The organism is Terrimicrobium sacchariphilum, from assembly GCF_001613545.1.
Taxonomy (GTDB): domain Bacteria; phylum Verrucomicrobiota; class Verrucomicrobiia; order Chthoniobacterales; family Terrimicrobiaceae; genus Terrimicrobium; species Terrimicrobium sacchariphilum.
In genome coordinates this window covers 901,860-923,502 of sequence record NZ_BDCO01000002.1, presented here as the reverse complement: position 1 = coordinate 923,502, position 21,643 = coordinate 901,860, and the positions used below count along the sequence as shown (strand labels likewise).

Genomic DNA, 21,643 nt, shown 5'->3' with positions numbered 1-21,643 from the left:
TGGGGTTGAGGTAAGGGTGTTTTCTGCATTTCACAGTCATCGGCCGATCAGCCACTGGCGGTAGATGCCGGGCGTCTTGCTCTCGCCGATGCCGGGCGTGATCCCGATCCAGCATTTTCGCTTCTTCCCGTCGTTATCGTTGACGATCAGATTCATGCGCATGATTTCGCCCTCGGGCGGTGTGTTCCGGCCCAGCTTGCTCCAGGGGACCAGCAGTTTGTACGTTGTCTGCCCTCCATCCCGCGTGACCTTGGCTGGCAGGTCATCAAGCACCTTGCCCGATGGATAGCTTTCCACCACCACCGTGCCGCCAGGAGACAATGCCAGCGTAAACTCCCGGCAGCCTTCGCCGAGTCCGTTCTCCCCGCGCTGGTCTGCATCAAAGACGATCTGGAGCGAATCCGAGGCCCAGGGACTCTCCGACCCGGAGGGTCCGGCATGTATGTCATCCCTCACCTTGACGAGGACCGCCCATCCTTCCGGGCTCCATCCCGTCTGCACCGTGGCGGAAAGATCGGAGGCCCCCTTCCAGTCCACGCCCGGGTCAGCAGGCAATACCTGGTCTCTCTGGTCGAGGACGATCTTCGGAGCGGCGGCCAGGGCATTTTCCATCGTGGCCAAAGTCACTCCGCGCAGCGGCGCGACCTTCTCGAGATGATAGGAGCTCCGCCCTTCCAGAGTCTCGCCAGTCATCTCGTCGAGAACGGTCACGGGAAGGAAACCCGCCTTCTCCTTGCGCGGCGGCACGGCGAAGGAGACGCTGTTGAGGCCCGGCTTGAGACGGCGCGATTGCGCATGATCGGCGTCGCCGGTTTCAAAGATCTTCACCGAGATATCCCGGCCGCGGTTGTTTACGATATTCACGCGCGCCGTCGTGGCCCCGGTCAGGAGGACCGTCTGGATCACCACCGGCTTTGCCGCCTGCACCTGGGAGGCCTTGAGCGCCGACTCCATCGCGTCGCCCTGGTCCAGCGGCACCTCGAGGAAAATCGGCATGGAGGTGACAGCGACGGAAGCGTCCGCCGAGAGAGTCACCGGCACGCCCATGGCCGTGACCGCTTTTGCCGCCGGCCCGTCCTTGGGAAACATCATCCGCGCGGAACCCCCGGCATTCTCGGCATCCCTCATCCAGAGGACAAAGACCGCGGCGTCTTCCCGGGCAAATCTCTCGACATGCAGGATCTCCGCGACGGAAAACTCGCCGACCGACCGGGCATGGTCCAGCCATCGCGCACACGTCGCAAACGCCGCCGCCGCAGGCAGCGGGAAGAAGGTCTTGTCCTTCGCCGCATCCCCCCGGTACATCCCGTACGATGTGCCGTTCTCCAGCCCGGGGAACATCATCGCAAACCAATACAGCCGCTCGAGCGCCGGGACCGCCCTGGCCAGCGTGATCGCCTGCGCGCTGTAGGCCGCATGGAGAAATGCCGCCGGGGAACCCGCCGGCTCCCGCCGATCCAGCGCCCACCCAAACTCCGTGATCCACAGGCGCGGCGTCAGCCCGTGATCTTTCATGAGATCGGCCATGGCCTGGATGCGCGCCTTGGTGTCGAGATCGAGAGGCGACTGCGGGCGGAAGCTTCCCCCCACATAGCGCGCATAGGAATACGGATGCCCGCTGATGATATCGAGGAACCCCGGCTGATCTTTCAGCACCTGTCGGGAAAATGCCAGATTCGGGAAATCCACTCCGCTCACCCCGAGGCCGAGGATCGGGAGGTCTGGGGCGATCTCCCGGATCTTTCCGTACGCGGCCTTGAGCAGTCGGGCATAGACCGTCGTGGACGCACCGCCCTCGCTCAACCCATGCGCGCAATCGAGATCCGGCTCGTTGATCACCTCCACGGCCGCGATCCGGTCCTTGTATCGCTGGAGGACGACCTCCACGTAATGCTCAAACTCCTGGATGTGCTCCGGTCGGGAAAGCTCTTCCAGATTCTTCCACGCCGCATGCTTCGGCCTGGTCTCGGGCCGGAGGACAAGGACGATACTGAGCTTGTGCTCCCGCGCCTCGTCGATCTGTGCGTCCAGCCGCGTCCACTCATACTGGCCGGGCTGCGGCTCGATGCGCGCCCAATCCGCCCCGCCTCGTATGCTCTTGATTCCCAGCCGGCGCGCCGCTTCATCATCCTTGACGAACATCGACCCAAAGAAACTCGTGCTGTCATCGCGATCGTAATTGGCCGGCCGGTCCACGACCAGAAAGCCGCTCTCCGCACTGGCTGCCACCGCTCCGTCCACCTTCACCTCCGCTCGCAGAACCTCGTAACGCGGACGATCCGCCTGCAGCGGGATCTCACAGGTGGATACCGTCCCCGGGGCGAGGCGAATCTCCCGCTCCTCCACCCTGTCCGGCTCCCCCTGCGAAATCCGCGTCACCGTGAGTTTGCCCGTCTTTTCGACGGCGCTCGGGTTCTTCACCTCCGCACGGAAGACGATCTGTTCATTCGGAAAGGCCGTCCCGGAGGTCGTCTCGGGATACATCTGCAACTCCATCCCGGCAGCGAGCGCCCCAGGCACAGTCAACCACATCAGACCCGCAGCCAGCAGGCCGCCGCTTTTCCTGGCGTTCATCCGTCTCCGTTTAGTACTTGGTTCCATCGTTTAGATTCGCCTGCGACCAGCGCTTGTCTCCATACCTCGCCTGCTCGACATGGCCGTCCATCATCAGCAGATTTGCCATCCCGGCATGCCTCGCCGTGAAGCGCTGCTGTCTGTCGGAATCCGCCTGCGGATTCTCCAGACCACCCACCTGCGGATAGTCCGCATCGATCACGATGGGCCACTCGGAGAGCTTTTTGAGCCGCGACGCCAGGAAATACCCATCCCGATCGGTATTGCTGACCGCCGGATACCAGAAGGTCAGGTACGTCATCCCGTATCCTCCCTTCACATTCAGATTCATGGCCGTGTACGGATCAGCCGCTTTCTGCGCCGGGCATGTGAGCACCTTGCGATCCCCCAGATACCCGGCGGATACCAGCCGATTGAACCAGAAGGCACTCCCATCCCATGACTGGGGCAGCCGCGCATTGTCCGCCTTGTAGAGATTAAGCGCCACGCCGATCTGCCTCAGGTTGGACTGGCACTTCGCCATGTTCGCCCGCGCCAGGGCCTTCGTCGCTGTCGGCACCACCAGCCCGGCCAGGATGCCCACGATAAATACGGCCACCAGCACCTCGACAAGCGTCCACCCCCGCGTGAAACGCCGGGAAGAGCGACTGCCACAGGAGCATGAATAAGAAAATGGGTTCATTGGGGAGATGAGGAAATGATTTATTATAACTCATTCGAAAGTCAAAGGCATTCTTCACCCTCGTCGCCCCCTCTTTCTCAGAATCAAGAGGCAATCATCTCCTCTGCCGGGAGCAAATAAAACAGAATCGCCTTCAAAATGGCAAGCTTTATAGGTTTAAAATAAACCTTGCCTTTCCTGATCGAATCTGCGACCTGATGTGCCAGCAAACAAACCACCTGTTATGAAAAAGACCCCTGGAACCCCTCGCTTCCGCGCCTTACTCGCCACCGTAACCCTGTCGCTCGGCTTCCTCTTCGCCTCCAACCTCGAGGCGCAGCTTTTGCTAAGCATGGATTTCAATAGCAAGCCATCGGGAGGATCAGCCTCGCCGACAGAGGCGGGATACAATGGCATCGCCATCAACGACGCAAATTTCACCGGTCCCTTTACCACCTCGTTCTCCGGGCTTAGCACGTCACTCTCCAGCGGCACGGTGGGCCTCACCATCGCGGCCGGCACCAGCCTTTCCGCGACAGGCACGCTGCTCTCGCGTGACCGGTCGACAACCACGGCGGACAATGGCTCGTTCACCTACCAGGCCCTTTACCGGGATTTCATCATCTCCAAGGACACGACCACCGGCCTCCCGAAGATGACCATCGGGCTATCGGGACTCAATGCGAGCACCGAGTACCTCGTCACCTTTTACGCTTACGATAATAACAACTCCGGCGCGATTTCGCTTCAGAACACCACCGGCACAGGCTCGCAAAGCGGCAGCATCAGCTGGACCGCCGGCTATGCCTTCAATGGAGCCAACGCCAACGAGAATGCGAAATTCTCCACCACCCTCCGCGTGCAGACCGATACGCTGGGAAACCTGACCTTCCTCAATACCACGACGAGCGGCGCCGGGTTCCAAAGCATCCTCAACGGCATCCAGGTCACCGCCGTACCGGAACCCACCGCCATCGCCCTGGTGATCGCCGGTTGCGGGATTCTCTTTCTTCGCCGGCGCCACCGGCATTAGGCGGCGCCGCCGGGCAGCCGCCCTCCAGGGACCGGCTGCCCGCCTCTCCGGGAGCGTGATCCCACCACTTCCGGCTGGGCTGCGGAGGCGACTGTCATCAACCCGTCTTTTCGTGGAGCGCGATATTTTGCGGCGCGACGCGGCCGCCGATGTTGCGGAGGTTTCCCGATTGGAGAAAATTCGGCGGAGAGCGAAACGATAGTCCTTCCGCCCCATCCACGCTGACACGGCCACCCGCCGCCACCACCTCTCAACCGTCACCATGCTCGTCGCCAATTCCATCCTGATCAAGGCGCGCAGGCTCGCCGAGACCTATGCCGACCTGATCTTTCGCAAGATCGCGGACATACCCGTGCGCATGAAGGAAACCCGGGAGCACTGGCGCGCCGTCCCGACGGGCTGGGAGACATGGCTGGTCTCCGAGCCAGGCACCTCCTGGGGCGAACCGGGAGGCAGCGCGTGGTTTGTCGGCGAATGGATCATCCCGGACGAATGGGACGGCCATGCGATCTATCTACGCGCCTCGACCGATGGCCACGAATCGCTCTTCTGGCTCGACGGGACTCCTCGCGGCATCTTCACCCATCGCACCGAGGCGGCCTCGCGCGGCAATCACCATACGCTGCTCCTGACCGCGGCAGGCCGCGCTGGCGCGAGACATCAGATCGCCCTGGAGAGCTACGCAGGGCATTTCCTCGTCGGCACCCAGCCATTCGACACCCCCGGCACCCAGGGACACTATCGCCAGAGGTTTCCCCGCACGTTTGCCGGGGTCTGCGCCATGACCCGCCGTGAAGACGTCAGGGAGTTTGTCTTTGACCTCAAGGCCGTGAACGACCTCGTGGAAATGCTGGCTCACGACAGCTTTCGCCGAGCCCGCCTTTGCGCCGGCCTGGAGGAGGTCTTCGCCGAGGTCTACCAGCACCCCGATGATGTGGAAGAGCCTCTCTGGACATCGCGCCTCGTCACCACTCGCGCCATCCTCCGCCAGCTGCTCGACGTCCCCAATACCGCCTCGGCTCCGACCGCCGGACTGATCGGCCACTCTCACATCGACACCGCCTGGACATGGACGATCGACGAGACCATCCGGAAATGTGCGCGCACCTTCTCCAACGCGCTCAGCCTCATGGAGCAATATCCCGAATACCTCTTCGCCCAAAGCGCGCCATTTCACACCGAGATGATGAGGGTGCACTACCCGCCCATCTTCTCCGCGATGAAGGCTCGCATCGCCGAAGGCCGCTGGGAACCTCTCGGCGGGATGTGGATCGAATGCGACTGCAATCTCGTCTCGGGTGAGTCAATGATCCGCCAGTTCCTCCGGGGCATACGCTATACGCTGGAGCACTTCGCCTACCGCCCCGACACCTTCTGGCTGCCCGATACCTTCGGCTATAGCGCCGCCCTCCCGCAGATCATGGCAGGCTTTGGCCTGCGCTACTTCCTCACCACCAAGCTAAGCTGGAACGATACAAACACGTTTCCCTACGATACCTTTCTCTGGCAGGGGATCGACGGCAGCGAAGTGCTCGTCCACTTCAACGAGACCCAGTGCGCCCCCGATCCAGCAACCTTGATCGAGAAGCTCCATGGCGGAAACCGCAACGATTTTCGCCACACGGAAAACTACATCCTTCACAAGGAGGTCAACGACCGGAGGCTGATTTCCTACGGGTACGGTGACGGCGGAGGCGGACCCACTTTTGAGATGATCGAAATGGCCGCCAGATGCCGGGACACGGAGGGCTGCCCGCGCGGCCTCCACACCACCGTCAGCCAGTTCATGCAGGAGCTCGCGGCCTCGTCGCGAAAGCTCCCATCCTACAGTGGCGAACTCTACTTCGAGGGACACCGCGGCACGCTGACCCAGATGCACGCCCTCAAGCGCGGCAACCGCAAGGCGGAACTCCTCCTTCGCGAGCTCGAGTTTCTCTCGGTCGCCCTCCCCGGAAAGGCCGACCCGGCGGCAATCGACGCCCTCTGGGACACTCTCCTCATCAACCAATTTCACGACATCCTTCCGGGCACCTCCATCCCCGAGGTCCACGACCGGGCCATGGCGGAGCTCTCCCAGCTTCACGCGAAAGCCTCCGCCGCCCTGGAGCAGATCGCCGGGCAGCCCCGCTCCGGTCATCTCACACTTTGGAACAGTCTAAACTGGCCGAGAAGCGGGACGCTCCTCCTGCACGACCTGCCTGCCGGCGCGCAGCCTCATGGCGAGGGCATTCTCGTCCAGCAAACAAACGACCTGGAAGGACGAGTCGAAACATCCGTCCGCGGCATCGTTCTTCCCGCCTTGGGATCCGCGAGTCTGGAACTCGTCGATGGCTCGCCCGCCGTACACCCCTCACCCTTTGTCTTCACCGAACAAAGCCTCGATACGCCTCTGTTGCAGGCAACATTCGACGCGCACGGGTATATCGATTCCCTCTGGGATAAGGAATGCCGCCGGGAACTCCGAAGAGGCTCGCTGCCCCTGAATGCCCTTCTTTCAGGAGAAGACGTCCCCGTCATGTGGGATAACTGGGACATCGACGACGACCAGTCGTTGAAATTGCGACTGGAGACTCGCGTCCTCCACCGCGAGGTCGTTTGTGACGGGCCATTGCAGTTCCGCATCCGCACCACATACCAGATCGGCCAGCACTCCAGCCTCCATCAGGATATGATCTTTCATGCCCACAGCAAGCTGGTGGAGTTCGACACCCTCGTCGAGTGGCGCGAGCGCCATTGCCTGCTCAAGGCGGCCTTTGGCCTGAATCTCAACGTCGCTTCGGCACGGCAGGAGACTCAGTTCGGCCATGTCGTCCGACCGACCACGCGCAACACCACCCAGGAGCGCGCCATGTTTGAGGTCTGCCAGCACAAGTGGACGGATCTCTCCGAGTCCCGCTACGGCGTGGCGCTCCTCAACGACTGCAAATACGGGATCTCTGTCCGGGGCGCCGAGATGCGGCTCTCCCTGCTCAAGGGAGGATGCCATCCCGATCCGCGAGGCGACTCCGGAAAACATCGCTTCCGCTACGCCCTGCTCCCGCACGCCGGCGGCTTCTCGACCGAAAGCGTCATTCGTCCGGCCTACGAATTCAACATCGCTCCCACCTCCGGCAGCGGACCCGCCCGCAACTCCCTCTTCCAGATCGACATTCCCCATGTCGTCGTCGAGAGCATCAAACCGGCATCCACACCCGCCGACTACATCGTCCGTCTCTATGAAGCCGAAGGCACCGCAGGCTTTGGCGCACTCTCCTTTTCCTCCACTCCGCAGAGCGTATGGATCACCAACCTGCTCGAAGACGATATTGCCGAGCTGCCCGTCACCGGAAACAGCGTGGAAATCTCCTTCCGGCCATTTGAGATCAAAACTCTGAAAGTACGGGCATCGCACCTCCCCGATCCGGCCGGACGGCAATAGGAACGCTAACTAAGCGATCAACTGACCGGTGGGTGCAAAATAAGGGCGTTTCACCGTGGTGGACGTCTGAAGACCAGCGCATTGACCAGACCGTCCGCCGGGGGAATCTCCCCCCGCGCCGATTCACGACCTCGCGCCTCAGCTCCCCTGCCGCCGGGAAGCCTGCTCGCCCCGCCCAAACTCCCGCGCAACCCGCCTCCCTGCTCGGGAGCGGCTTAAAAATCACAATATCTCCAGCAATCGGCGAACGCCGGGGCGCTATGCCACGATGAGGCTGCAACATCTCGCCCAAGCGACCGACACAGCACCCTCACCACCGCCGGAAGATTCGTTTCGCTCATAGAAAAAACCAGCGCCCGCCGAAATGCACCGCGCCGGGGAACCAGCCCGCAGGCTCGGCTCCGGGGGAGGAAATCTCGAGGCGCGGCGGTATCGCTCCGCCGCGCCACGTTCCCCCACTAAAGAACCGTCGGCCTCTGCCGAAACTCCCGCACGTGCCAGCGGCGGCCATGCGGCAGCCCCAGCCACTCCATGCTGTCGATCTCCATGCGAATACCCAGCCGCTCCAGCCGGGCGTACTGCCGCGGCGAGATTTCCCGCGTCCCTCCTCGCAGCGCATCGCACAGATGCTCAAACGCCAGCCCGCACTCCCCGTGCTCCAGATACCCGCGCACCGTCGCCAGCTCCTCAGTCGAGAGACAGCCCTGCGTCTCCTCCACCAAATCAGCCAGTTGCGCGCGGGTCATCTCGTACTCATTCATTGTCTCGCTCATGGTGACCTCCTCGTCGTCGTACTCTTCGCCAAAGAAAAATCGTCCTGCGCTTCGATCACCCACCGGGCCATCACACGCGCTCCCGGCCCGCCGCAAGACCGCAGCCGCCACCCGCGCCCCTCATCGCCCGCATAGGCAACATCCACCCCCGTCGCCGCTCCGAGGTGGCGACAGACAGCCCAGACAGGCGCCAGGTCACTGGTCTTCATAGAACAAAAGGGGGATGAACTCCTACTAAGACAATCCCACTTACACACATTAGCATTCCTAATGCAATCTCTAAGTCACCCCACCCCCGAAAAACCCCACTCTGCCCCGAGAACGAATCTCATTCGCCATCCCCTGCCCGGGGAAACGGGCAAAGACCGCAAGTCTCCCGTAGTTCAGTTTTCCGACTGCGCAGAAACCATGCCACCCCGCGTCGCACCCACCGCACCCCGCACCGCTTCAAGACCTTACAGGAACAGAGCCGAGTCCGCGATAACAGCCGGAGCCAACCCTGCGAAGACATGGCGTTCTGCGAAGAGGACACGACGCAATGAAAAATACCGCCGCGCCACGCGAAAAAGGCGAGCCGGCAACGAAGCCCCACGGCCAAACCCTTGCGGCCTTCTGGTAAAAAGCGTCTTCCTGCGGCTCATTCTCCCGGTTGCAGCGGATCAGCTCGCAGCGGATCGCCCTTCCCCGGCTGTCGGAAAATTGAACCACGGAAAACTCGCTCCTCACCGCCTTCCACCCTCCGCTCAACCCCAGCGCCGTCTCGAATAATTGCGTGCTTTCCATCCCAAAAAGCCTCCCCGATCCATCCCTCTTTACCCATTCATTTTAGCGGAGTGTCTTTAGAGCGGTTTAAATAAAGATGTAGTCGCTGATCGGTGAGCGCCGCGCGTCGACATGGTGTGGCGGTTGCGACGAGGCTGTATGGATACATACTGCCCAGGCGACCAACGCGCCAGGACGGCCCGCGCCGCCGCCGAACTGTGGCTACAGATGGATTTAATCTGCTCTAGAGTCGATATTTCAGCTGGCGAGTAGGACGGGGTGGTGATGCAGGATATTCCTCACCGCGGCGGGTTCCATTGTTTCACCAGCGCGAGCTTTCCCGTCTGGCTCCGGGAGCCTTATCTGATATTCCAGAACGGATGCGGCGGAGCGGTTGCCGGCGGCATCGTTACGCAGGAGAGTCGGCGGGTCGTCGGCGCAGTTTTTTCCAGGGATCTTTATAGGTTCCAGAAACGACCTCCTGAAGGGCAGTGAATCCATGGACAATCCATGGTTGTTTTCCTTTCAACTCCTCCTCCGTAACGTCCATAAAACCGCCCTTCCAATAGACCTGGGGCTTTGTTTTGTAGATTCCATCCGTCGTCGACATGGCCGGAGGCCACATCGCTTCAGCGTCCTCAAACGGAACGCGCCCAATAAAGACCCAATCCTTCTGGTACCGACCGCCTGGCAGGGAACAGTAATAGTAAAACTTTCTCGGCGTTTTTCCCAAGAGTCGCTCCAATGCTTGAGGCTCATCGTGCCGACCGGAAAAGATGCCGACGGCACCTTTGTAGATTCGCGCATGCACGTAACGTCCATCGAATCGAGGGATCGCCACATAGTCTCCCAATTGGAGCAACTTTACCTTGAGGATTTTTGAAAAGGGTTTCATTCCTCCACGTTCGCAATTCTTTCCCTCCTTTTCCCACTCATTTCAGCGGGATGCCTCCCTTTGCGACCTTCTGCAAAAATCTCAGGGATTGAACTGTAGCAGCGGCAGCGCCTGGTCCGGCGTGAGCGTCTCCACGTGGCCGTCGGCAAAGAGGTAGTTTGCCTTCCCCTTGTGCCGCAGCGGCGCGCCCGAGTTGCACCCGTCGGGTTTCGTCGAGGTCGGCGCGGCGTATTGCCATGTCCCCGTGCGACAGTCGATATGGTAGTCCGCGCTGTCCCCCACGATGATCGAGGTCGCCGGGCGCATGATGCTGATCTCCTTGAAGCGGTTGTAAATCCGCCCGCCAAAGTTGATGTCCTGCCCGCTCACGTTCAGGTTGATATTCATCCCGTACCCCGCCGCGTTCAGCCCGCTGTCGCGCATCGCCGTCTGCGAGGGAAACATCTTCAGGTACGTCGGGCAGATCTGGGCATTGCGGCCGATCGGCACCTCCTTCAGCCGGTAGATATTATTAGCCTTCAGCGGCCCCGTCGTGTACGGCGCCAGCTCCAGCTGCCACGTCGATCCCAGGGGATTGGGATTGCTCGTCGGCGTGCCGGGATTCGCATAGCGCGGCGCGGGCAGGTAGCCGTCGTTGTCCTGCGCGTACGACTTGAAAGCCAGCGCGATGTTCCGCAGGTTTGAGACACACCGCCCGCCATCCGCCGCATTGCGCACCACTCCCAGCGAAGGCAGCAGGATCGCCGCCAGCGCCCCGATGATCGCCACAGCGGCAAGCAGCTCCAGAAGCGTAAAGGCCCGGTGAGACGTGGAGAAAGAAATGCGGCAGCGCATGGCAGACACGAGGGGAAGGTAAAAATTTCAGGGGGAGTGTCCCCATCATCCACCCATTCCCCCGCCCATGCAAACCCCGGAGATCGTCAAACTGTTGAACCCTGCCCTCTCCACCTCCATCCGACCTCCCAGCGTCTCCTCCGCGACCCTCCGTAAAAAAAGCCTCCCCCCACGTTCAGCCCCCTCCTCAAAAAACTTCCCACGTCCGCCTTTGCCCTTGTCTGAAAACCAGCGTCTCCCTCCTCCGCCATCACACCCCGTCCGCCTTCTTCCGTTTCTCGATGAAGCGCAAAAGCTCCGCGACGGTATGCTCATTGCGCGAAACACAAAACCGCCCGTCATCCAAACCGTACTCCCGCACCATCGCAAAAGGCACCCGCCAGGAAGCATCCCCTTTCGGCATTCGCGCAAACACCACATACCGCTGCATCCCGCCGGAAGACTCGGGAAAGTACTGCCGGAGCCGGTACAGCAGCGTATCCATTCCCTGAGTGAGAGCGATCTGCCCGAGAGGAGGCTCCACGCAAAAAAGCACCTGCTCCACCCGCAGTTGCGGGTCCCTGTCCCGATCGTACGAAGCCGTGAAAATCACCTCCGCCCGCTCCACATCCCGCGCCAGATCGTCCCCCCGCGCTCCGCCCAGCCCGGCCCCCCATCCCAGGCAAACCGCCGCCAGACTCACGAGCACTCGATTTCTCATAGCGGCTCGCATCATCCTCCAGCCCCCCTCCTTAGGCGAGCACTTAGACAAACCCGGGAAAGATAACACCGCCTCCCTTGCTCCAGCTCCCCGCGCTACCCTCTGCTCGGTCCCCTGCCTTTGCCGCCTTCCCTTAGCTTCTTCTATTCACTCCTGCCTTTACCGCCACCCCTTTGTGACCCTCGCGACGTTCCGTAAACCTGCCTTCTCCCCGCAATCGCCCCGCGCCACCGGCATCCCCAGCGCCCCGCTGTCCCCGGTTTACGCCCATCCCTTAGCTACCTTCGCTTCCTTCTGTTCAACCCTGCCTTTGCGGCCTCCCCCTTTGTGTCCTTTGCGACCTTCTGTAAAAAATGCCTTCTCCCCGCAATCGCCCCGCGCCACCGACATCCCCAGCGCCCCGTCATCTCCGGTTTACGCCCATCCCTTAGCTACCTTCGCTTCCTTCTGTTCAACCCTGCCTTTGCGGCCTCCCCCTTTGTGTCCTTTGCGACCTTCTGTAAAAAGGCATTCCTACTTCCGACTTCGCCCCGTCTCCGACGGCCTTTCCCCAAACAACGCCCGGTAGCGCGTCGAAAACCTCCCCAGGTGGCTGAACCCGCACTCCAGCGCCACCTCCGTCACCGACCGCGCCTCGCCCGCCCGGTACAGCGCCCCTCGCGCCGCACTCATCCGCAGACTTTCCAGGAACGCCCGCGGCGATTCCCCAAACGCCGTCTGAAACGCATACTCCAGCTCCCTCCGGCTCACCCCCAGCGTCAGGCACACATTCGGCACGCACAGCGGCTCCCCCAGCCGCTCCCGCATCAGAGCCTCCGCCCGTCGCGCCAGCCGGAAGCGATTCCTCGGCGACCACGCCACCTGCCGCTGGCCCGCCACATGCTCCCACGCCGCCGTCGCCAGCGCCCGCGACAGCCGCATGCCCGCCACCTCCGGCGACAGGCACCCCGCATCATCCCCCCGCAGGCACCGCCACGCCTCCGCGTGCAGCCGCCGCAGCTCCGCATACACCCCCGGCGGCAGCGGGATCACCTGAAACCCCGTCAATTCCTCCACCGCGCAACCCGACACCCTCCGGCACTCCTCCCACACCCCCAGCGGCACACTCGTCGCCACCGCTCGGAACCCCGGCGCGATAAACCCATCGATCGGCACCCCCGGCGGATTGCACAACAGGCACCCCTCCCCCAGGTCCAGCCCATATTGACGCGACACCCCGTCGCGCATCATCAAACACACCGCCACCCGCCCAGGCAGCAGCGGCCCGTACATCCGCGCCTTCACCCCCGCATCATAATAATCCACCGCCCACTCCTCGCAGGCAAACCGCTCGATCGACGCCGCCGACACCTGCCGCGCCAGATAATTCACCTGCAACGTCGCCCCCGCCACCGCACACCCAAACTCCGCCGGGTCAGACAACTGGTAGACAAACCGATGAAAACTCCTCCCAGGCACGATGCATCACCCCCTCAAAAAATGCGCACAACGAATCGTCGCCGCCGTGTTTCGCAGATAGCTAAACGCCCCATATCCTTAAAAAAGAAATCCTCCGTGCACACCTCGCGGTCGACATCCCCAGATAAAAACCCGCCCCACCCAAAAATCAACCCCATTCCCGCCATCCCGCCCCTTTCCCAGGGGCCCAGCGCTCCATCCAAAAAATCGCGCCGCCCCACCCAACCAGGGCGGCGCGATCCTCCGCTAGCAGCAGCCCCGTTTCCCAAAGGAGTCATTTCCTGCAAGGAATCCGTTTTCCAAAAGCTATTTCACTCAGGAGATCAGCATCCCCCAAGCCGACAGCCCGCTCTCGGCTCAGCCCAACGCAAGGACGAGCGAGCAGCAGAAAAGCAGTTCTCCACTCGGGCGGACGACCAGCAAGTCTCCGCCCCTCTCCTTTCCAAGAATCCCGTCGCTCCTTTCGGTCGATCTAGATTTTTTAGCTTAATTCTTTCCCTCAAACGAATGCAGGCTGACTGCCCCATTTACCGACTGTCGCTTAGATTTTCGCCAAGGAACGAGAGAGGAATGTAGGCGTCAGAATCAAAAGAGTCCTTTATCGACGAGCGCGAGACGCCTCTGATACAAAAGACCTTTCCCTCTCATGATTAATGGAGCCATTGAGTTTCCGCCGGAAATAATCGAAGCCCAAAACGACGGTAAACTCGTCATATTTGCGGGCGCGGGAATCTCCATGCCGCCACCTGCCAATCTCCCCGATTTCAATAAACTCGCCGACGAAATCGGCAAGGGATGTAGACCGCGTCGGCAGAACGAGCCGCCTGATGAGTATCTCGGATCTCTTCACGATCGAGGGAAGGGTGTACGCGTTCATGAGAGAGCCAAAGAAATATTGCTGCGTGAGGGCTCGAGGCCAACTCCCCTTCATGAGGCCCTCCTAAAGGTGTTCCCCCATAAAGTTCCGGTTCGACTTGTCACCACAAATTTTGACAAGCACTTCACAACGGCCGCCGCTGATCTCGGCATCACAGCTCCCACCTACATAGCCCCGGCCCTCCCATTGGGGAATGACTTTGAAGGGCTTGTGTATCTCCATGGAGCCTGCTCGGAGCGCCCGGACAAAATCGTCCTGACTGATGCCGATTTCGGTCGTGCGTACCTCACAGAAGCTTGGGCCAGTCGCTTCCTCTATCAGATGTTTCTCACCTACACCGTGCTTTTCATCGGCTATAGCCATGACGACGTGGTGATGAAATACATCGCCAAGGGACTTCCGGCTAATCTCGGTCCACGAAGGTTTATTCTTACTGAAAAAAGAGACCGCCAATGGGAACCGTTCGGCATCCAACCGCTCTACTATGACCTCCAGGACGGAAACTCCCACGTCGCGCTCACCGAGGGCGTACAGGAATGGGCGGCCGAGACCCATCGTGGTCTCTATGAAAAATCAGAAAAGATTCGTTCCCTGGTCGAGACAGCGCCACCGGTTTTTGGAACCAAGGATGACCACTATCTTCGGGACGCCGTCCGAAAAGTCGAGACCGTCAAATTCTTTCGAAAGTATACCCAAAGGCCCGAATATCTGGAATGGGCTCGAAACCTTGGCATCCTGAAACCCCTTTTCTCGCCCGAGCCATTGAACGAGGTCGGAGAGCAGATCGCAGAGTGGTTTGTCGATCATTGCATTCCCTCTCATCACGAAGAGACTTTTTCCGTATTTCAGAGCCTTGGGCCATATGTGAATCCTGCGGTCTGCCGCCGAATCGCGAATGCGTTGCACTACGGAAAGAATCCAGATTTTAGACCGGTTTTTGCTCGATGGGTTGCGATCCTTATCGACCAAGCCTCAACGATCCTGCAGCAGGACAAGTGGGAATTGCTCCTTATTTCCTGCCAGTGGCCCGACGATCAAGATATCGCGATAATGCTCCTAGAAAAATGTTGGCGCCCTTCCCTGATCGTGAAGGAATCATTTGATTTTGGCGCTTTTGGCTCACTTCTGGATTCTGGGGAGGAGAAAACAACCGTGGATTACACTGTCAGTATTGCAGAAGAAGACTCAACCTGGCTTGAGCAATCGTGGACAGGTTTTTTCGCGCCTCATCTCGCGCAACTTTCCGAAAGGATTGAACCGATCGTTACCGCGAGCTTCGAAAAAGCCAGTTCATTGCTTCGTATCGGCGGGAGAACGGAATCGCTCTACGACCCGCTCGGAAGGGGGCGAGAAGATATCCGTCACAGCCGTTCGTTCGGGGGAACACACCTGCTTGACGTCCTTATCGATGCCGCCCGCGATCTCATTGATTTCTCCATCAAAAATGATCACCCGAACGCCCAAAGGCTCATTGATAAATGGGGAAAATCCGACTGTCCGCTTCTCAATCGCATTGCGACCCAGGGGATGGCGGATTTCACGGTACAGAGCAGCGACGATAAAATTCTGTGGTTGGGAAAGAAAAGCGTTCAGTTTCTCATTCTTGCTGGGACCGAAATACGAAACCTTTTAAGAGCCGCCTATCCATTGGCAGCCCGCGCTGTTCGAAGTGACCTGCTAAATCGCCTCCATAAGGAGTTGCTAGGTACAAAAAACAAATCGGACGAACATTTTGAACTTTTCGATCTGATAAGCTGGCTTGCTAAAGCAAATCCCAAATGCGAGATAGCCAGCGCAATTGATTCCGCAGTTCGAGATAAGTATCCGCAACTTGTACCAAGAGGTCCTCTGGAAGATGACTTCGACGAAATTGAGTGGCACACCGCTGGTAGCGGGATCGATGTGGAGGACCTGCTTTCGCGTCCTCCTTCGGAATGGATTGATGCCATCATGGCACAACCCCGAACCGACCCATCGGATTTTGACCTTGATGGCAAAGTCTATGCAATCAGAAGCGCCGTCATTCGTGATTTCCAGTGGGGACTCGATGCCCTAAAGTATCTGGCGACGGCGAACATTCAGGAGCCTCCCATCTGGAATCAGCTTTTCAATGGCTGGCGTGAGGCCAAGTTGGATTCGAACCAATGGGAAAAACTCATCGAGGCATTTGAAATGCTTCCCACCTGGCAGCCCTGCGCGGATGGGATCACTGAGGTTCTATCTGCGGGCTCGAGGCGCGAGGAACATGCAATGCCCCACGAACTATTCGAGAAAGCTTTTGCCCTTTCGCTAAAAGTCTTCGCTGTACTGGAAACCAAAGAGCCATCTCTGGAGAAGGTTTCCAAAGATTGGCTCGGCCTCGCCATCAATCATCCCGGAGGAAAAATCGCGGAGTTCTGGCTTCAATATCTTGCGGATCTGAAAAAACATTCGTCCGAGGGCTGGATCGGGTTGCCTGTCCAAGTCAAAGCCCTGTTCCGACAAGTGATCGACTCGCCGTCTGACGACGGAAAACTTGCGCGTGTGTTTCTCGTGAGCCAACTCCATTACTTCGCTTCTCTGGATCGCGATTTTAATAGTGAGTTTTTCATTCCGCTCTTGGATTGGTCCAAGGACCATGATACGGCCTGCCAGAGTTGGCAGGGGTTCCTTGGCTGGGGGAGATGGATATCCAGTTTTCTCGATCAGATACTACCTTTTTATCATCAGACGCTGGCGCATCTGGATGAGTTTGAGGAAAGGGAGTCGTTTGTGCAACATATTGCCGGAATCGCGGTGTATGGGGTCGCGCAACCATGGACCGATGGAGGGTGGCTTTCACATTATGTCTCTACATTTAACCCACCCCTCCGCCGAAAGCTCGCAGAGACCCTTCGTCAAATCTTGGAAGCCATGACTCCTGAGGCGTCCGCTGAGCTTTGGAACCGCTGGCTGAAACACTACTGGCATGATCGGATTGATCGCATCCCCGCCGTCCTGAATTCGGACGAGGTCGACAATATGGTCCTATGGCCGTTGTATCTCCGCCAATATTTTCCAGAAGCTGTAGAGCTCCTCGGTCGTTCTCCGAAATTTACTTTAGTGATGGTTGATCTAGAGACGGATTTTCCCGCCGAATATAAAGCCCAGTATACCGACGCAACCGGCAGATATCTCAATCTGCTGCTCGGAGCACTGCGCAGAGGTGATCACCGAATTGCCGAGATACGAAAAATCTACGGTGAGCTCCTTGCCCTCGGATTATCAGAAGATGTCTCGCGTAGCATTCTCGACTCGCTCAGCCGCCTTGAGTAATAAATCCTATGGGAAATCAAATTAATGATAATGGGTCAGGCCGATAACGCACATATCGTCAAGCGTGCAACCTGTGATCGGGAGCTTCACTGACAAAAAAGCCGCGATTTGTGGATTTGCTGCGCAGACGCTCACCATGGGTGAAAAAGTGGGGGGGCAGGAAGCATTTCCTTTCACAGCCACCGGCACCCTTCAACAGAGCGTTGATCTTCCTGGAGAAAGAGCGCCACGCGGGATGTCAAAGGCTGGCGAGCTCCCCAAGAAACGCCTCCAGGAAACCCAGCCCCGACTGGCGGATCGATCCCGCGAAATGCCGCGCCAGTCCAGCCTCGGAAAGAGCGGCATAGTGCCGGTCAAAGATTTCACGCAACTCAGGGCCGCTGCCAGCGGCGAAACGGGCTTCGTCTCAGTCGTCATGGCCCAGTTGCCTAAACTTGGGGCGAAATTCCCCCCGCGCCGCCATCTCCTCACCCAAGCGCTCTTCAGTTATAGATGCCATCTTGTGTATTGAAACACCAATTCCCAGTGTCTCATTGCACCTCGTCAAGATCATCCGTCCCATCTCCGAAGCTCTTCCCCTTCCCGCCGGGGAAAAAGCGCGGCTCTGGGAACCATCTTCGACCGCCTCCCCACGGTTCAGCCCCCCTTGTCCCTATCGAGCGACGCAAAGTAGTCCTTGATCTCCGGGCGCTTCTCCAGGTCGGAGGGGATTCCCTGATCCACACGCAAGTCACAAGCCTCCTGCTCGCCCAAAACCACCAGGGCGCTGCGTTCCGGGATATGATTGATCATGGCGAGAGCACAGAGCCGACAGCGCACACCGTTTTGCCTGCTCCCGACAATGGGAAAGAGAGGCCGGGGAAATGGACCGCAGGGCACGAAAAGTTGACGCATCGAGTCCGGAAGGTGAACTCCCACGCCTTATTCACTGCCTTTGTATTTTAATAGCGCCGCAGCGAGATCATCCTCAATGAAGTGTGCCTTTGTGTATTCAGGATAAGCTTCACTGATATGGCTTAAAAACCGAAACAGGCATCGACGCTGAGACGCAGAAAGACACTGATATCTTCTGTCATCATTCACATGAAAGAGGAACTGCATAAGATAGTTTCCCTCGATCTCAGCGATGGCCAGACGTGATAACGCTGGCAGGTAATATTGAAACGCTTCCGGTGTGGCGAAGCAAATTGGGTCCCAGCCCACATTCCCCAACTCCTTTAAAGTAATGGTCTGAGGCGTATGTCTGGCCAGAGTTTCATTGTGCTCGGCGCATTCATCGCAGAGCCAGTAGTCCGTAAATCTCTGAGGCCTCTGGCAAGACGCGAAAGCCTGTTCGACTTCAAAAATCGCCTCGGCATCTGTTTTCATCAGAAAAATGTGGGATCAGCAAAAAGCACTCCAAGCCAACGCCAGACCCGAGTCTTATCCTTTGATCGTTTTCTCCTGGCCCGCATTTCCGCCGCCATTCTCAAGCGCGTATTTAGTCCTTTGTTTTATCCGAGCGGAACCAAGGTTGAAACTCCACCTTCCAGTCGGACGACGCTACTCCGTCTTTGACCGTGTAAGGATAAGCGGTGTTTTCGGAACTGAATATCTCATCCGAATTGAGCATGGGACGAATCCAGATCTTGGAGACCTTTTCCGTCGACGCAAGCGGGTGAAAATGTTGAGCAACATCATACATTTCCGTAATCTGGTTCCACATATTCTTGCTGGGACTGGACGGAAGATAGTCGATGTACAAAGCCCGCTCGCCAGTGAGCGTGTCAGTTCCGACCTGGATTGCCTTGATGGTTGTCCGTTTGCCCTTCTGGAATTCCAAAATCTGTGGCGATTGAGGGCTGTAGGGGTCGTACGGCGGAGTCGCAAAAGCTGACATTACAAATCCGGTTAACAACAAGACAGTTATGCGGGTGGTCATACGATTTTGGGGCTAACGGAAGTCGAACTGCGCATTGCCGATACTGCGATAGAGTTACTCTGGACGATTCGCCGACCTCTCCCGTCCGGCTCCAGATTGTTTTCTGATACCCAGGACCGATACATCTCTTCCTTGATGTAGATCCACTTGCCGTTCTCCCTACGCAGCTTGAAGATTCGGCCACCGCCATCGAGCGGACCTCGGATCACTCCAGTCAACACATCGACCTCGGTCTTGGAAATCACATCGATCCATAGGACGGGAAGCGTGCGGTCCGTAATACTCTGTGCAGTAGCGACAATTTCCTGCCGCTGGCTTGAATCCATAAGGTTACGGGGATCGTTGAACCTCGGATTCTCCGCCTGGCCGGCAATCGCCTCGTTTGCACAAAGGCTTGCAGGCATCAGTAAAGCCGCTGCACAGACAGCGACGACCACAGGAACAAACCGGCATCTTGTTACTGAATACATAAGATCGTGAAAAGCCGGGGCAAAGAACTCGGCTCAGAGATCATCAATCAAAAAGACGTCCAGGCCAACACCAGATCCGAGTCTCCTCTTTGACCATTGGCTTCTGATTTGCATTTCCAAAAAGACCCCTATGGGGTGCGTGCATTCGCCTGCTTCAGCGTGCCGAGGATGGTGCTGGCCTTCTCCGTCGGCCTCGCCTCCAGCCATACCGCGCCGGTCCATGGCAGGGTCTTCCCGATGTCGATCGGCAGGGTGTAGTCGCCGATCTCCACGCGTATTGGCTTCGCCTTGTTGAACTCGATGTACTCTTTAATTTGCGCGACGGCCCGCGGCTGAAAGGTCAGCTCGATCTGGCTCGTCCCGTCCTCCGTCGGCACGAGCCTCGCGGCGCGAATGTCTCCCGGCTGATACGAGAGCACGGGCTGCGGGGTGCAGGCAGGGCCGGATTGCTCCGCCTTGGCAGCCTGCGACCTTATCTCGTAATAGCCGGGACCGGGGGCGTCCATCAGGAAGCGGATCGCGGGCGATTGCTCCTCGCCCCCCGCTACGGCCCAGCAGGCGGGCATGGCCACAAGGGCGAGGATTTTTGGGAGAGAGTTCATGGAAAACGAGCTTAGCCAGCATCCAGCGTCACTGCGAGCAGGGTTGAGGCGCATGCGCTCATCGGGCATCTATCACTGGCCCACGAGCGGTGAGGTCGAGAACGAAACGCGAAGGACATGGTCCCCACGATCCCCGCCGGCCATGACATCAAATGCGGTCCCGAACCCATCCCACATGCCGGGCTGCTTTGGCAGCGGCGTCGCGATCTGTGTTGCGTTGTGGGTCGACAGGGCCCCGGTAGATCGGCGAAATGGATTTGAGTAGCTCTGCCTGATCGTAGTGTTCAGGTCCGGCGCCTCCAGCAGGACCACAAAGTTCCGCGATGTTCGCCAGGGGTCGTCGGATTTGCTGTCATCCGGCATCATCGTCATGCGCAGCGGAAAAAACTTCGGGCGGGAATCCCGCTTGGTGGGATCTGCAGGCAATACGTCAAATGCAAGACTCGCCACCTCGCTGGCGCTCTGGGACCGCGTATCGATCCAGGAGATATCCACTGTAAGGAATCGTGCCGAATCAGGGATCTGAACCATCCACTGGAACGACTTGATCCCAAGTAATTCGCGCAAAGTCGCCGTGTCCGGCTGCGGCTGGTAGTCGTCAAAGGCGACGAGCTGATTTTCAGGCATCCCCGGCGGGCGGTGATACTGCTGCTGCTGTGCTGATAGCGTGCTGGCACCCAGGCAAAGCGCGAGGATTGAGAGAAGGCGTTTCATTTTCTGTCTGGCATCGAGCTGAAAAAGCATAGCGAGGTCATTCATTAGGGATGTTTCGCGGAGATGCCCGCCTGCGAAAACGTGAGGATGGCAATCACGCGGCGGTGAATGAGAGCGGTGCGGTTCGGCTTGCCTGATTCCACGATCGTTTGTTCGTCCTGCCACTTGGAGAGAACCAGCACCACCGGTTTTCCGATTTCCGCCTCACCCTCGATGCCCACGGCCCGAACCGTCTTGAAGATCGGAGCCTGGGAGGATGAGGGCGTGAAGAAGCCCTCAAACGTGGTGGCGTCGGCATCAACTGAATAGCGAATCCGGCCATCGTCTGCCAAAGCGGGGCGCACCGTCAACACGACCCCGACCTCAAATGCGCCCTTGCGCGGAACGGTGACCTCGCGAGTGGCGGAGAACTTCGCGACCCTGCCGGAGGGCGTCTTTTGTCTGGGAAAGGTCAAGACGTCGACCCCCTTCCGCTCTGTGATTTTCGAGAGGTCTTTCGGGAGCGAGTCTTTATTCGTCGCCAACTCCACGAGTTGAGCATCCACGAGGATGGTCTTGGGAGCCGCGATGGCCGAAGCCGTGAACGCCGCCGCGATGGCAAGGCAGGTGAAGATTTTCATAAAGGGGATGAGCTGGGGAACCAATGGGCAGCATGCG

The 21,643-nt window shown here is 59.0% G+C and carries 18 protein-coding genes; 4 read left to right on the top strand and 14 right to left on the bottom strand.

Annotated features, from left to right (window positions below; all coding sequences use genetic code 11):
* Positions 1 to 36 precede the first annotated feature (36 nt).
* On the bottom strand, positions 37 to 2,574 hold the full coding sequence (locus TSACC_RS04725) for a sugar-binding protein (RefSeq protein ID WP_075078238.1): 2,538 nt from the start codon (positions 2,572 to 2,574) through the stop codon (positions 37 to 39).
* A gap of 10 nt (positions 2,575 to 2,584) precedes the next feature.
* The gene (locus tag TSACC_RS04720; RefSeq protein WP_084400191.1) at positions 2,585 to 3,256 is read right to left on the bottom strand and encodes a prepilin-type N-terminal cleavage/methylation domain-containing protein; all 672 of its coding nucleotides are present in this window, start codon (positions 3,254 to 3,256) and stop codon (positions 2,585 to 2,587) included.
* A 223-nt stretch (positions 3,257 to 3,479) separates the two neighbouring features.
* Between TSACC_RS04720 and TSACC_RS04715 the strand changes: the two genes are divergently transcribed.
* Together TSACC_RS04715 and TSACC_RS04710 are read left to right on the top strand one after the other, a co-directional pair.
* Positions 3,480 to 4,268, top strand: coding sequence for a PEP-CTERM sorting domain-containing protein (locus TSACC_RS04715; RefSeq protein ID WP_075078236.1), 789 nt, complete (start codon positions 3,480 to 3,482; stop codon positions 4,266 to 4,268).
* 262 nt (positions 4,269 to 4,530) lie between these two features.
* Complete coding sequence (locus tag TSACC_RS04710) at positions 4,531 to 7,686, top strand: alpha-mannosidase (protein ID WP_075078235.1); 3,156 nt, start codon at positions 4,531 to 4,533, stop codon at positions 7,684 to 7,686.
* A 458-nt stretch (positions 7,687 to 8,144) separates the two neighbouring features.
* Here the strand turns inward: TSACC_RS04710 and TSACC_RS04705 are convergent, their stop codons facing one another.
* From TSACC_RS04705 to TSACC_RS04685, 5 genes are all read right to left on the bottom strand, one after another.
* Positions 8,145 to 8,522, bottom strand: coding sequence for a MafI family immunity protein (locus TSACC_RS04705; protein WP_153811269.1), 378 nt, complete (start codon positions 8,520 to 8,522; stop codon positions 8,145 to 8,147).
* Between the two features lie 1,108 nt (positions 8,523 to 9,630).
* Positions 9,631 to 10,116, bottom strand: a complete 486-nt coding sequence (locus TSACC_RS04700; protein ID WP_075078233.1) for a hypothetical protein — start codon at positions 10,114 to 10,116, stop codon at positions 9,631 to 9,633.
* Between the two features lie 81 nt (positions 10,117 to 10,197).
* Positions 10,198 to 10,950: a prepilin-type N-terminal cleavage/methylation domain-containing protein gene (locus tag TSACC_RS04695; RefSeq protein WP_075078232.1), complete on the bottom strand. Its 753-nt coding sequence runs from the start codon at positions 10,948 to 10,950 to the stop codon at positions 10,198 to 10,200.
* Positions 10,951 to 11,200: 250 nt separating this feature from the next.
* Complete coding sequence (locus TSACC_RS04690; protein WP_153811268.1) at positions 11,201 to 11,650, bottom strand: hypothetical protein; 450 nt, start codon at positions 11,648 to 11,650, stop codon at positions 11,201 to 11,203.
* Positions 11,651 to 12,163: 513 nt separating this feature from the next.
* On the bottom strand, positions 12,164 to 13,072 hold the full coding sequence (locus TSACC_RS04685) for a helix-turn-helix domain-containing protein (RefSeq protein WP_075078230.1): 909 nt from the start codon (positions 13,070 to 13,072) through the stop codon (positions 12,164 to 12,166).
* A gap of 682 nt (positions 13,073 to 13,754) precedes the next feature.
* Here TSACC_RS04685 and TSACC_RS04675 point away from each other — a divergent pair.
* Together TSACC_RS04675 and TSACC_RS04670 are read left to right on the top strand one after the other, a co-directional pair.
* Positions 13,755 to 17,279: a DUF4020 domain-containing protein gene (locus TSACC_RS04675; RefSeq protein WP_084400190.1), complete on the top strand. Its 3,525-nt coding sequence runs from the start codon at positions 13,755 to 13,757 to the stop codon at positions 17,277 to 17,279.
* A gap of 64 nt (positions 17,280 to 17,343) precedes the next feature.
* Positions 17,344 to 17,790, top strand: a complete 447-nt coding sequence (locus tag TSACC_RS04670) for a hypothetical protein (protein ID WP_075078227.1) — start codon at positions 17,344 to 17,346, stop codon at positions 17,788 to 17,790.
* A 125-nt stretch (positions 17,791 to 17,915) separates the two neighbouring features.
* Here TSACC_RS04670 and TSACC_RS21650 read toward each other — a convergent pair whose 3' ends face one another.
* The 7 genes from TSACC_RS21650 to TSACC_RS04640 all read right to left on the bottom strand — a co-directional run bounded on the left by TSACC_RS21650 (position 17,916) and on the right by TSACC_RS04640 (position 21,606).
* Entirely contained in the window at positions 17,916 to 18,071 is a 156-nt protein-coding gene (locus TSACC_RS21650) for a hypothetical protein (protein ID WP_153811267.1), read from the bottom strand.
* 129 nt (positions 18,072 to 18,200) lie between these two features.
* Positions 18,201 to 18,647, bottom strand: coding sequence for a DUF6714 family protein (locus tag TSACC_RS04665; protein ID WP_075078226.1), 447 nt, complete (start codon positions 18,645 to 18,647; stop codon positions 18,201 to 18,203).
* Positions 18,648 to 18,759: 112 nt separating this feature from the next.
* Complete coding sequence (locus TSACC_RS04660) at positions 18,760 to 19,200, bottom strand: hypothetical protein (RefSeq protein WP_153811266.1); 441 nt, start codon at positions 19,198 to 19,200, stop codon at positions 18,760 to 18,762.
* On the bottom strand, positions 19,197 to 19,637 hold the full coding sequence (locus TSACC_RS04655; protein WP_169809536.1) for a hypothetical protein: 441 nt from the start codon (positions 19,635 to 19,637) through the stop codon (positions 19,197 to 19,199). The genes TSACC_RS04660 and TSACC_RS04655 overlap by 4 nt, the downstream gene beginning before the upstream one ends.
* A 161-nt stretch (positions 19,638 to 19,798) precedes the next feature.
* Positions 19,799 to 20,272 (bottom strand): hypothetical protein, encoded by a 474-nt coding sequence (locus TSACC_RS04650; protein ID WP_075078223.1) that lies wholly within the window; start codon positions 20,270 to 20,272, stop codon positions 19,799 to 19,801.
* A 72-nt stretch (positions 20,273 to 20,344) separates the two neighbouring features.
* Positions 20,345 to 21,031: a hypothetical protein gene (locus TSACC_RS04645; RefSeq protein WP_075078222.1), complete on the bottom strand. Its 687-nt coding sequence runs from the start codon at positions 21,029 to 21,031 to the stop codon at positions 20,345 to 20,347.
* Positions 21,031 to 21,606: a hypothetical protein gene (locus TSACC_RS04640; protein ID WP_153811264.1), complete on the bottom strand. Its 576-nt coding sequence runs from the start codon at positions 21,604 to 21,606 to the stop codon at positions 21,031 to 21,033. Before TSACC_RS04640 ends, TSACC_RS04645 begins: the two co-directional genes overlap by 1 nt.
* Between the last annotated feature and the right edge of the window lie 37 nt (positions 21,607 to 21,643).